Origin of the sequence: Bacillus cereus group sp. Sample62 (genome assembly GCF_036851315.1) — a bacterium.
Taxonomy (GTDB): Bacteria; Bacillota; Bacilli; order Bacillales; family Bacillaceae_G; genus Bacillus_A; species Bacillus_A wiedmannii.
On the sequence record NZ_JAFLPK010000001.1, the window covers coordinates 4,063,871 to 4,076,415 of the forward strand.

A 12,545-nucleotide genomic window follows, 5' to 3' on the forward strand; every position below is an offset into this window, starting at 1 on the left:
AATGGCTTGGTTATTTTTAATTCTAGCTGGTATTTGTGAAATTATTGGTGTACTCTTTATGAAAGTAGCCACTGAAAAGAAAGGCTGGGCACCAAAAGTTATTTTAATCGCTAACTTCGGCGTAAGCTTCTTCTTCTTATCTCTCGCGATGAACACATTACCGATGGGAACTGCTTACGCGATTTGGACTGGAATCGGAACTGCCGGAAGTGCACTTCTAGGTATTCTTATTTTCCGTGAATCAGCGGATTGGCGTCGTCTTGCCTTCTTAAGCTGCATTCTATGCGGCGCTGTTGGCTTAAAACTATTAAGCTAACGTGAGGTGAATGTCATGTGGAAAGAAAAAGGAAAACAAATGTTAGCATGGATTACACTCGGGATCGTCATTCTATTGCAAATCAGTTTTCATATAATAGAATGGTTGTTTCATAAAGTAGTATCCATTTTTACCTTCCTTCCTAGCATGGCACTTGAAATTGCATCTATTGTTTGGTCAGTTATTGCCTCCATTGCAATCGTCATTATATGGAGTATCGCCAAACTATGGAATACATTATTTAAAAAGGACAGTACTTCTGAAAAAGAGTAACTGTCCTTTTTTGTATTCATTCAGATTTTCTGTAGAAATTTGATGATATAAGACAAAGAAGACCGACTATGACAATACTTATACCAATTCCCTTATGCAAATTAGGAAATGGCGATGGTATATCTGAATAAAAATTTGCTAATATGAGACCGATTGAAAATAAAAATATCCCTATTCTATATAACCATTTTCTTTTGCTCATCCTTCTCCCTCCTAACATTTTTCATACACTCCTTTCCTTTGGACATACTACCTAAAAAAGGAGTGTATACTATGCAAAATTCTATACATAAGCAGATCCTATTTTTATTTTTCCTCTTTCTCATTCTCGTTATCGTTTTCAGCTTTATATTACATACTCCAAAAGATGTTGTACCGAATAGCCTCTCTGTTTATAAACTCTTACTTTCATATTGTCGTTATTGAATAAGGTGCCTTCTATAAGGCACCTTTTAAAATTCTCTCTTCTCATACAATTTCACTGAAACGAAGATCGATACTATGAACATGCAAATTGAACCAATGAATAACAAGCTGTTATAGAGTTGAATTTGTTCCAAATTGATTTGAAACAAAGCTTCTAAAACAACAATCGTTGCCATGAATATTACTATCGTAATAAAAATAGTTTTCTTATACCCTAGCCAAAACGATAGCGGTAAAACCAAACTTAAATACACTAAAATAAAGCTAATACTAGCAACCATTGTCGTTTCAATAAATTCAAATATATTAGTCCCATTCTTCATCCCCACCGTAAAACAACCAATTGATACGCTTATGAAAAGAATAATAATCGATAAGACATATTTTGCAAATACAATTTCTTTTTTCAATATCGGTAAACTATTTACTATTAATTCACTCTCATTTTTCCCATCGGCTTCAAACGTTTTTATCGTTGCCATAACTGTAAAAATAACCGACATAATTATGAATACATTTTCCGTATCTTTGAAGGCCATATAAAAGAGAATAGGATATAGTATGTACCACATTAAAAATTTCCATTGAATAATAAAATCCTTTAAAATTAATTGTTTCAAAACTATTCTCCTCTCCCCTACAAATCACGCTCACTATACAAATGAATTGAAAATAACATAGATATGATATATAAAAGAAGCAGCCCAGCTATAAAACAAACATTTACGACTAAACTCGTGCTCCAAGCATTCTCTACATCTAACCATACACTACTTACAATCACTCCACTTAATCCACCAACTATAATTCCCATAAAATAAGCAGCCTGTTTCGAACTGCCATATTCTACCGAAAATTCAATTGGAAGTACGATCATGCTATAAACCAATCCTCCCGTTATTCCGCCGAGAATTGCTCCCCACAGCATAAATCCAGTTATATGTTCATTTTGCAACTGAATTAGACCAACCAAAAGTGAGAAAATCACACCTAAAACAACTAAAATACTTACAAATATGTATTTTGCTATGACAATTTCCTTACGTTGAAGTGGTAAACTATTTAATATCTTTTCACTCTTATTTCTAGCCTCATAACTCGTCGACCAAATTGTTCCAAGGATAGGTATAGTTATACTAAGCGTCATAAGAAAATTTCCGCTACCAAAATCAACAATTAAAAGGAAAAGCAAGCATATAAAACCAACAAATCCTAACTTTCTTTGCAACATCATATCTTTTAAAACTAGTTGCTTGATCATGTTTTACCCTCCTAATATGAAAATGTCCCTTCTATAACTCTGCCTCCTGAAACATTTTCATTGAGAGAAACATTGATATGACTATACTTACTAACACTCCGATACCAAGAAAACTCATTGCTAGTGTAGCCTCTTGAGAGTGGAGTACTTTTAACATAATTATTTCATCACCAAAAATATTGCACATAAGGCCAATCATACCCACTAAAGGAAAAATCATAATCACATTCAAGACAGTAATAGCTTTATATCCCCCAATGTAATTAGCAGGTATCGTTACTACACAATAAATTAAAGTTGCTACTATTGCTGAAAACACTGCATATCCAGGCATGACTATATCCCTGCCCAATAAAATATTTCCTAATATTAAGACTATAAAAGTTACACACAAACCAGCCATAATAAATAATGTGCTTGAAATATATTTAGCTATAATTATCTCTTTTCTCGTTATAGGCAAACTCACTAATACTTTTTTTGCTTTACTTTTCTCGTCATAATAAAAAGAAATATATATAATCGTGCTACATGTTATAAATAATGCTATTGCAATCCCCATTGGTTCGATGGATTTCTTAAAAATAGATAAAATCGGGATTAAAAAATAAAAAGGAAACATCTTCTTCTGTAAGAAAAACTCCTTCAAAATCAACTGTTGCATATGAATTCCCCTCTCTATAAATCACGCGTTTCATAAATTTTAATTGTAAGAAACATAGAAGCGATATAAATACTAACTAATGTTATGAATCCAACTATAAATACACCAATATGCATAGGATTCATAATCCACTCAATGAATGAAGATGCTGTTTCATTCAGCCCATCACTAATAAACATCCAAAAAATTACACCCACTCCCATTGATGCTGCTGATACTATACTTCTTACTACCTTCGATTTTGTACCGTAATAACTAGGGAAAAGTATCACAACAAAAAACAAGGCGTAAATAGCTCCATTTATTACTTCATACCATGGAATTTCAATGTATAGATTAGGATGATAGGCACCGATATCACCAATGACCACAATGCCTCTTATAAGAAAAACAACTAACATCGTAGAGAGCATGCCACCTACAATGAATATTGCACAGGAAATATATCTAGCAATGACGATATCCTTTCGATTTACCGGTAAACTATTTATAATAATGTCACTTTTATTCCTTTCATCCATAAAGATTAACGTCATAACCGAAGAAAGTGTTATAAATAGACAACTCATCGGAAATAACCCTTCACCACTTGGATCTAACATAAATAACACAAGGGGCATAACAAAATTCACTAACCACGTTACCCGAAAAAAGAACAAATCTTTATATACGAGCTGACGCATAAGCACCTCTCCCTTTCGCGGTGTAAACGATAATATCATCTAATGTAGGCTTTTCTAGTACAACCTCATTTCCAAACCAATCGATAATTGCTTGTTTATCCTTCGCTAAACCTTCGAAGCCAAATTTATTTTTTCGTAATCCAACCAATAGCTCTTTTCCTTCTCGGTCTAATAAATCATTACTTCCTTTTACAATTATGTAGTGCTCCATTAGTTCATCTTTCTCACCAGTAAATATAATTTCTCCATCATTGATGAACGTAATATAGTCTGCGATGCGTTCTAAGTCTGTTGTAATGTGCGTTGAGAATAATACGGATACTTCATCCTCCATTACAATTTCTTGCAACATATCAAGTAATTCACTTCGAACAACTGGATCTAATCCTGCTGTCGGTTCATCCATAATGATAAACTCCGCGTGATGTGAAAGTGCAATGGCAATCGCAAATTTCATTTTCATCCCTTTTGAGAGTTCTTTAATTTTTTTATACTTCGGAACTTGTAATCTGTGCATATACGATTTGTATTGCTCTTCGTCCCACTTTTTATATAACGGTGCAATAATACGTTTCATTTGTTCACACGTTAAATCTTCGTAGTAATGATTTTCATCATATACAAAACCAATATTTTGTTTTATTTCCTTCTCGGATTTCTTATTGCCTTTGCCAAAAATTTTTATATCGCCACTATCTTTTCTAATTAAATTCATAATCATTTTGATCGTCGTACTTTTCCCGGCTCCATTTGGTCCAACAAATCCCATAATATATCCTCGTGGTAATGTAAAACTTATATTTTTCACTGCAAAATCTTGATAACTTTTACAAACGTTTTTTAGCTCTAACATCTCTTATTCCCCCTCATATAAACACGCTATCATCTGCTGTAGATCTTCAAGTGAAAGCTGCAACGCTTTACTTTCATTCACAATCTCTTCCGCTTTACTTTCCAATTGACGAAGCCTTTGTTCTTTTAGTAGTTCATTATTTTTACGTGAAACATAAGTTCCTTTCCCAGCAACAGTTTCTATATATCCTTCTTTTTCAAGCTCCTCGTACGCACGCTTCGTTGTAATTACACTAATTTGTAATTCTTTCGCTAAGCTACGAATAGACGGTAATTGGTCTCCACCCTTTAAACCACCATTTAAAATAAGCTGGCTTAATTGTTTTCTTATTTGCACATAAATAGGGTCTTGGGAAGAATTCGAAATAATAATATTCATGTTTTCCTCCAGTGTGTATATACTGTATATACCTTATATACACAGTATATACGCGATATCCTATTTTTGGCAAGAAAAAAAGACCAACATTTTCCTGTTGGTCTTTCGTATATGTATCACTTTTCAAAGCGATCTAACATCTCATCTCTCATTCCAAAACTCACTACGGCAATTCCTACATACATAAACAGAAGGAACGCCGGATGAACTGTATTGTACCAAGTGCTATCAACAATTAAATAAATCGTTAATGCTACAACAAGAACAAACGCTAAGATAAACATATAAAAGTGTCTTGTACTACCCATAATAAACTCCTCTCTTCTCTCGTCACCATTCAACAGTATATTGTATCGAATAATTCGATATGACTCAAGGTTAACTTTCTGTTATGTAATCAAGTTCCACCTTTACAATGTCCTCACATGCTATTGAAATGATTGTTCCTTTCTTATCAATTGCCGTCACTTCCCTATTATCCATTACACGATGTGCTACTCTTTCTAATACTTTTCCTTTATCTCGATAACAAAATTCTTTTACATCTTTAATCGTTTTTCCGTTTTCTAAATGGTATATCATTCTATAACACCGATATCCCACATTTTCACCCCCAGCTTGCTCGTTTTTTCACATATACATAAAAATGAGTCATTCCTATCTCATTACATCTTCTTAATTTCAATAAAATTCTAACAAAAATAAATACTTTTATCAAACCGACTTTTTCAACAAAATCACCTATGAAACTACTTCTTTACACCATTATGAAACAAAAAATATAAAATTTTAACATTTTCTTCACTAATTCTGCACAAATTCTCCATATAAAAAAAGAACCCGCATATAGCGAGTTCTTCCTTTGTTATGCTAATCAAACTTGTACAGGAGCTAGCTTTTCATAACGTAAAACTGGTTTACGAGCAGCCAATGTTTCATCCAAACGTTTAATTACCGTTGTATGTGGCGCTTCTTGTACAACTTCTGGATTTTCTTCTACTTCTTTAGCAATTTGAATCATCTTATCAATGAAACCATCTAATGTTTCTTTTGATTCTGTTTCTGTCGGCTCAATCATAATACATTCTTCCACATTTAATGGGAAGTAAATTGTTGGTGGATGGTAACCGAAATCAAGCAGGCGTTTTGCGATATCTAATGTACGTACACCAAGTTTCTTTTGGCGACGACCTGATAATACAAACTCATGCTTACAATGTCTATCGAACGGAAGATCATAGAATGGTGCTAATCTTCTCATCATATAGTTCGCATTTAATACCGCATACTCCGTTACTGCACGTAGTCCATCTGGACCCATAGAACGAATATATGTGTATGCACGAACGTTAATTCCGAAGTTACCATAGAATGGTTTTACGCGCCCAATTGCTTCTGGACGATCATAGTTAAAGTGATAGCCATTTTCCGTTTTCTCTAAAATTGGTTTTGGTAAGTACGGAATTAAATCAGCTTTCACACCTACTGGACCCGAACCTGGGCCACCGCCGCCGTGAGGACCTGTAAATGTTTTATGAAGGTTTAAATGTACAACGTCAAATCCCATATCTCCTGGGCGCGCTTGGCTTAATACCGCATTTAAGTTTGCACCATCATAGTATAATTTACCGCCTGCGTTATGGACGATTTCTGCCATTTCTAAAATATTTTCTTCGAATAGACCTAATGTATTAGGATTTGTTAACATAAGTGCTGCTGTTTCTTCGTTTACAACACGTTTTAAATCTTCTAAGTCAACAAGACCATGTTCATTTGATTTTACTGTAATTGTTTCAAAACCAGCTACAGTTGCAGATGCTGGATTCGTTCCGTGAGCAGAGTCAGGAACAATTACTTTCGTACGGTTAAAGTCACCATTTGCTTCATGGTATGCACGAATTAACATTAAACCTGTCCATTCTCCGTGCGCACCAGCTGCTGGTTGCAATGTAACAGTATCCATACCTGTAATCTCAATTAAGTGCTCTTGTAAGTCGTACATTAATTCCATTGCACCTTGTACTGTCTTTTCATCTTGTAATGGATGAATATTTGCAAATCCTGCGAAACGAGCTACATTCTCATTAATTTTCGGATTATATTTCATCGTACAAGATCCAAGTGGATAGAATCCAGAATCAACACCGTGGTTACGGTTTGAAAGTGCTGTATAGTGGCGCATAATGTCAAGTTCAGATACTTCCGGTAGCTCTGCATCTTCTACTCGAATATAATCGCTCTCAAACACATCTTCTAGTTTCACTTCTTCTACATCTAATTTGGGTAAGCTATATCCTACGCGTCCTTCTTTAGTCACTTCAAAAATAAGTGCTTGGTCTTGGTTCTTCATTGGATAGCCCCCATTTCGTTTACAAGTGTGTCAATTTCCTCTTTTGTACGAAGCTCAGTTACTGCTACAAGCATATGGTTTTCATGCTCTTTATAATCACGGCCTAGATCGTAACCGCCGATAATATTCTTTTGTAATAATGCATCGTTTACTTCTTTCACTGGACGCTTGCAATCTACAACAAACTCATTGAAGAATGGTCCAGCAAATGTAACTGTGAAGCCTTGCGCTTCAAATTGACGTTTTGCATATTGTGCTTTAGAAATATTTTGACGCGCCATTTCTTTCACACCTTGTTTACCAAGTGCCGTCATTGCAACTGATGCTGCTAATGCATTTAACGCTTGATTTGAACAAATGTTAGACGTCGCTTTGTCACGGCGAATATGCTGTTCACGTGCTTGTAACGTTAATACAAACCCACGTTTACCATCTGAATCTACAGTTTGTCCAACAAGACGTCCTGGAATTTTACGCATAAATGCTTTCGTTGTTGCAAAGTAACCACAGTGTGGTCCACCAAACTGCGTTGGAATACCAAATGGTTGTGCATCACCGATTACAATATCAGCACCAAATTTCCCTGGTGGCGTTAATGCGCCTAATGATAATGGATTTGAAGAAACGATAAATAATGATTTTTGTTGATGAACGATTTTTTCAATATCAGCTAATTTTTCAACTTGTCCGAAGAAGTTTGGATATTGAACGATTACACAAGCAACTGTATCATCTACTTCACTTTGTAATACGTCTAAATCTGTTACACCATCTTTATGATTAATTTCAACAACTTCAAGATGTTGACCTTTTGCATACGTTTCAAGTACTGCTCTTGATTCTGGATGAACTGCGCTAGATACAAGAATTTTCTTTTTGCGAGTATGGCCAGCCGCTAGCATTGCCGCTTCAGCTAAAGCTGTACCTCCGTCGTACATAGAAGAGTTTGCTACATCCATTCCTGTTAATTCACAAATCATTGTTTGGAATTCAAAGATTGCTTGTAATTCCCCTTGTGAAATTTCTGGTTGATATGGCGTGTAAGCTGTATAAAATTCTGAGCGAGAGATAACGTGATCTACAATTACTGGAGCGTAATGATCATATACGCCTGCTCCTAAGAAAGAAGCGTACTCTTTTAAGTTAGCATTTTTACTAGCCATTTGAGTTAACTCTTTTAACAGCTCTGGCTCTGATTTTGCTTCTTTAATTTTTAAATCCCCTTTAAAACGAACACTCTCTGGAATATCAGAGAATAACTCATCGATCGTTTGAACGCCGATCGTTTGTAACATTTCTTTTTTGTCTTCTTCTGTCATTGGAAGATAACGATGCAACATGAAATCTACCCCTCTCCCCGTTACTTTGAACGTTTATAAAATGGTGTTGGAACAACTACTGCTTTGACGCGTTTATTACGAATTTCAATTTCTACTTCTGTATCAACTGCTGCGTATTTTACATCAATTAGTGCTAAACCAATGCTTTTCTTTAACGTTGGAGATTGTGTACCACTCGTTACTTCCCCGATTTTTTCTTCTCCAATAAATACAGGGTAATGTGTACGAGGAATTCCACGTTCGATTACTTCGATGCCAACTAACTTACGAGGCGCACCGTTTTCTTTTTGCTCTTTTAACGTTGCTTTTCCAAAGAAGTCTGCTTCTTTATTTGGTTTTACCGCAAAGCCAATGCCAGCTTCAATCGGTGTAATATCTTTTGATAATTCTTGACCATAAAGTGGTAATGTTGCTTCGAAGCGAAGTGTATCACGAGCACCTAAACCACATGCTTTTAAGCCTTCTTCTGCTCCAACTTCAAGAAGTTTCTCCCAAAGTTTTGCAGCATCTTCACTCTTACAGTAAATTTCAAATCCATCTTCACCTGTGTAACCTGTACGAGATACAAGTGCTGGAATTCCATCTACAAGAATATCGTTTTTAAATTTAAAGAACTTAATTTCTTTCAAATCTTCTGACACAACTTTTTGTAAAATGCCTTCTGCTTTTGGTCCTTGAATTGCAAGCTGTGCAACTTCACTAGAAACATTGACTACTGTCGCATCGCCAATTATATGACTAGCTAACCATTCGTAATCTTTCTCGATATTTGATGCATTGATTACTAATAAATAGTCTTCTTCACCACGTTTGTAGATTAATAAATCATCTACTGTACCACCATTTTCGTAGCACATAGCTGTATATTGTGCGCCTCCTACCTTTAAAGTAGAAACGTCATTTGTAACAACACGTTGTAAAAATGCTAAACTATCTACACCTTTTACCTCAACTTCTCCCATATGAGACACATCGAACAAACCTGCAGCCGTACGTACAGCTTCATGTTCTTCTTTAATGCTTGAAAATTGAACTGGTAATTCCCAACCACCGAAGTCGATTGTTTTTCCACCATACTTCGCGTATACATCAAATAACGGTGTACGTTGTAATGTAATCATGCTCTCTCCCCCTTATGCTTTGACAAATCAATAAAAGTTGCTCGCCATATCTAAACATTTTCACTCTGAAAAGATAGGATATACGGAATCTCATTATATTTTTTTATGAAAGCGTAAATAAAAAATCACTTTCTTGGATAAAATACGAAAGATTCCACACATTTCACACCATTATCCTAACATCATTCGCTATATTTCATCAATATTCTAGCATAAAAAATAATTTAGAATTTTTCATTCTTAATCTTATTAAATACAACTTTCAAAATTTAGCCCTTTATCTTTGTCTATTCTTTAACTTTCAGTATGTGTAATAGCGCCTTATTACAAGGCTTATATAATAAAGATTTTTCTAATAATTACTTTAGTTTATAGAAGGTGGGAGAGTCGTAATGAATGTCGATATTTCCGTAGATCGAACGTGGCAAAACAATTTTTTAAATAGAATTAACGAAGATGGTCCTTGGACAAACTGGGATTTATATCATTTAGCTTATAAAACAGAAAAATCATTACTTGTTCCTACTTTCGATGGATTACAAGCACCGAAACATTTATCTCATTTCACACCACTTCCTCATCAATTAGAAGTCGCTCAAAATGTCATTGAACAAATGAATGGTAAAGCGATACTAGCAGATGAAGTGGGACTTGGGAAAACGATTGAAGCTGGGCTTATTTTAAAAGAATATATGGTCCGCGGCCTTGTGAAAAAAGTACTTATACTCGTCCCTGCCTCTCTCGTATCACAATGGGCATACGAATTAAATACAAAGTTTTTTATTCCAGCTGTAGCCCAAAAGAAAAGCTACTCGTGGGAACAAGCCGATGTGATCGTATCATCAATTGATACTGCAAAACGTTCACCGCATCGCGATATCGTTTTGAACTTAGAATATGACCTTATTATTATCGATGAAGCACATAAACTTAAAAATAATAAAACAAAAAACTATGAATTTGCACAGCGATTAAAAAAGAAATTTTGTTTATTATTAACCGCTACACCTGTTCAAAATAAGATTGATGAAATTTTCAACCTCGTTTCTTTATTAAAGCCAGGACATCTAGGCAATCAATCCAACTTTGAAGAATATTACGCTTCAAAAAATCGTTCAGCCGAATCTGATGAAGATTTAAAAGCTCTTATTAACAAAGTGATGGTCCGAAATCGACGTCATAATACCGGAATTGATTGGCCAAAGAGACATGTACGTACAATTTTTGTTGAGTTTAATGAAGAAGAGCAAGCTTTGTATAATGGTATTGAAAATTGGCGAGGACAAGATGCCTTCTCATCTGCCTTCTCATCGTTAACTTTAAAACGGGAAGCGTGTAGTAGTCGTGAAGCTGTTTACTATTCATTAAAAAAACATGTGGAAAAAAGGCAGAAAGAAAATGAGCATTACATAAAAGACCCGCATATTGATGTGCTAATGGACAAAATTAATCATATTCCTTTCAACTCAAAAGCGAATAAAGCACTAGAGCTTATAAAAGAAATTGACGATAAAGTCATTATTTTCACTGAATATAGAGCTTCACAAATGTATTTACAATGGTTTTTACAACAACACGGTATTTCTTCCGTTCCATTCCGCGGCGGGTTTAAACGCGGGAAGAAAGATTGGATGAAGGAGCTTTTCCAAAACCACGCACAAGTATTAATTGCAACCGAAGCTGGTGGTGAAGGGATTAACCTACAGTTTTGTAGCCATATGATCAATTATGACTTACCGTGGAATCCAATGCGTCTTGAACAAAGAATCGGACGTATTCACCGTCTTGGTCAAAAGAATGATGTTCATATTTATAACTTAGCTACAAAGCATACTGTTGAAGAACATATTTTGAAATTGTTATACGAAAAAATCAATTTATTCGAGCGTGTTATCGGTGAACTTGATGAAATTTTAACGAGAATTAATATGAAAAACATCGACGCACATATTCAAGAAATATTTGCGCAATCAAAAAGCGAAGGAGAAATCCGAATTAAGATGGAAAACTTAACATCTATTATCGACTTCGCGAAACGAAATGAAGCTGAGGTGCAAGGCTATGCAGCAACATGAAATTCATAATTACTTATACAATTTTTTCGAGGCGAATAACTGTGAAATTTTAGAGCATTCCCCTCATCTATTAGACGTGCAGTTAACAATTGAGATGGATAAATTATTAATGAACCGCCCTTTCTATTGGCACTATCTTGAGAAAACAGGAGGCGTACCGAATCCGATGCGCCTTACTCTTCTTACAAATCCAGAAAGTGAAGAAAGCGATGGTGAGCTTATTCACTACGGTTCACCACGTCTTCATCAAATTTTCCAAACGACAAAAGAATTAGGCTCTTACATACGTTTATATGAGGAAGTACGGCATAGCGGGGCAACGCATACACCACTCCATCCTTGGCTCGGTGTAAATATTAAAGTTTCCTATCAATGTGATCGAAAAAAAGACATTCTTCACTCTATTGGTATTCATCTCATTTCTGGCACAATGATTGCAAACTTTCATGAAACATTAGCTAAAATTAAACTTACACCGAAAATACCTGACTTTTGTTTTACGCTCTCGCCTATCATTAAACCGCAAAGCGGTTTACAACGTATAGAGGATGCTTTAAAGAATATAATTGCAGAAGATGACCATACGTGGGCGAAAGAAGCAAGAGTGCGCTGGAATCACGATTTAGATCTTTTAAATCGTTTTTATGAAGAAAGTGATGAACTTCCTGAAAGCTATGAAATTGAAAAACAAGCCTTGCAAGAACAATATGAACCCCGCATTACAGTGCAAATTATTAACGGCGGACTCTTTTATGTTACCGCGAATCATTTTCTTTCTTAAAAAGCCCCTTCTGTTTTAGAAGGA

The 12,545-nt window shown here is 35.1% G+C and carries 16 protein-coding genes; 4 read left to right on the forward strand and 12 right to left on the reverse strand.

Annotated elements, in window-relative coordinates:
- Position 1: 1 nt before the first annotated feature.
- On the forward strand, positions 2–316 hold the full coding sequence (locus tag J0835_RS20665; protein WP_046956356.1) for a DMT family transporter: 315 nt from the start codon (positions 2–4) through the stop codon (positions 314–316).
- A gap of 15 nt (positions 317–331) precedes the next feature.
- A complete protein-coding gene (locus tag J0835_RS20670; RefSeq protein WP_087981887.1) occupies positions 332–589 on the forward strand; it encodes a DUF3975 family protein in 258 nt (85 codons plus the stop codon).
- A 16-nt stretch (positions 590–605) separates the two neighbouring features.
- Here J0835_RS20670 and J0835_RS20675 read toward each other — a convergent pair whose 3' ends face one another.
- The 12 genes from J0835_RS20675 to gcvT all read right to left on the reverse strand — a co-directional run bounded on the left by J0835_RS20675 (position 606) and on the right by gcvT (position 9,665).
- Positions 606–791: a hypothetical protein gene (locus tag J0835_RS20675; protein ID WP_087981889.1), complete on the reverse strand. Its 186-nt coding sequence runs from the start codon at positions 789–791 to the stop codon at positions 606–608.
- A gap of 250 nt (positions 792–1,041) precedes the next feature.
- Positions 1,042–1,635: an ABC-2 transporter permease gene (locus tag J0835_RS20680; RefSeq protein ID WP_087981902.1), complete on the reverse strand. Its 594-nt coding sequence runs from the start codon at positions 1,633–1,635 to the stop codon at positions 1,042–1,044.
- A gap of 17 nt (positions 1,636–1,652) precedes the next feature.
- Positions 1,653–2,276 (reverse strand): ABC-2 transporter permease, encoded by a 624-nt coding sequence (locus J0835_RS20685; RefSeq protein WP_087981904.1) that lies wholly within the window; start codon positions 2,274–2,276, stop codon positions 1,653–1,655.
- Positions 2,277–2,307: 31 nt separating this feature from the next.
- Positions 2,308–2,940, reverse strand: coding sequence for an ABC-2 transporter permease (locus J0835_RS20690; RefSeq protein ID WP_087981906.1), 633 nt, complete (start codon positions 2,938–2,940; stop codon positions 2,308–2,310).
- A gap of 14 nt (positions 2,941–2,954) precedes the next feature.
- Positions 2,955–3,623 (reverse strand): ABC-2 transporter permease, encoded by a 669-nt coding sequence (locus J0835_RS20695; RefSeq protein ID WP_087981908.1) that lies wholly within the window; start codon positions 3,621–3,623, stop codon positions 2,955–2,957.
- The gene (locus J0835_RS20700; RefSeq protein WP_087981910.1) at positions 3,604–4,476 is read right to left on the reverse strand and encodes an ABC transporter ATP-binding protein; all 873 of its coding nucleotides are present in this window, start codon (positions 4,474–4,476) and stop codon (positions 3,604–3,606) included. Before J0835_RS20700 ends, J0835_RS20695 begins: the two co-directional genes overlap by 20 nt.
- A gap of 3 nt (positions 4,477–4,479) precedes the next feature.
- A complete protein-coding gene (locus J0835_RS20705) occupies positions 4,480–4,854 on the reverse strand; it encodes a GntR family transcriptional regulator (RefSeq protein WP_087981912.1) in 375 nt (124 codons plus the stop codon).
- Positions 4,855–4,970: 116 nt separating this feature from the next.
- On the reverse strand, positions 4,971–5,162 hold the full coding sequence (locus J0835_RS20710; RefSeq protein ID WP_000535935.1) for a hypothetical protein: 192 nt from the start codon (positions 5,160–5,162) through the stop codon (positions 4,971–4,973).
- A 70-nt stretch (positions 5,163–5,232) separates the two neighbouring features.
- Positions 5,233–5,436 carry a DUF3929 family protein gene (locus tag J0835_RS20715; RefSeq protein ID WP_140386921.1) on the reverse strand — a complete coding sequence of 68 codons (204 nt, stop codon included), beginning with the start codon at positions 5,434–5,436 and terminating at the stop codon, positions 5,233–5,235.
- A 292-nt stretch (positions 5,437–5,728) separates the two neighbouring features.
- A complete protein-coding gene (gene gcvPB / locus J0835_RS20720) occupies positions 5,729–7,204 on the reverse strand; it encodes an aminomethyl-transferring glycine dehydrogenase subunit 2 (RefSeq protein WP_002145761.1) in 1,476 nt (491 codons plus the stop codon).
- Positions 7,201–8,544: an aminomethyl-transferring glycine dehydrogenase subunit 1 gene (gene gcvPA / locus J0835_RS20725; protein ID WP_000903245.1), complete on the reverse strand. Its 1,344-nt coding sequence runs from the start codon at positions 8,542–8,544 to the stop codon at positions 7,201–7,203. The genes gcvPB and gcvPA overlap by 4 nt, the downstream gene beginning before the upstream one ends.
- Positions 8,545–8,564: 20 nt before the next feature.
- Entirely contained in the window at positions 8,565–9,665 is a 1,101-nt protein-coding gene (gene gcvT, locus J0835_RS20730; RefSeq protein ID WP_087981915.1) for a glycine cleavage system aminomethyltransferase GcvT, read from the reverse strand.
- Positions 9,666–10,057: 392 nt separating this feature from the next.
- Here gcvT and J0835_RS20735 point away from each other — a divergent pair, with 392 nt between their 5' ends.
- Entirely contained in the window at positions 10,058–11,740 is a 1,683-nt protein-coding gene (locus J0835_RS20735) for a DEAD/DEAH box helicase (RefSeq protein ID WP_087981917.1), read from the forward strand.
- Positions 11,727–12,521, forward strand: coding sequence for a YqhG family protein (locus J0835_RS20740; protein ID WP_087981919.1), 795 nt, complete (start codon positions 11,727–11,729; stop codon positions 12,519–12,521). The genes J0835_RS20735 and J0835_RS20740 overlap by 14 nt, the downstream gene beginning before the upstream one ends.
- The last annotated feature ends 24 nt before the right edge of the window (positions 12,522–12,545 follow it).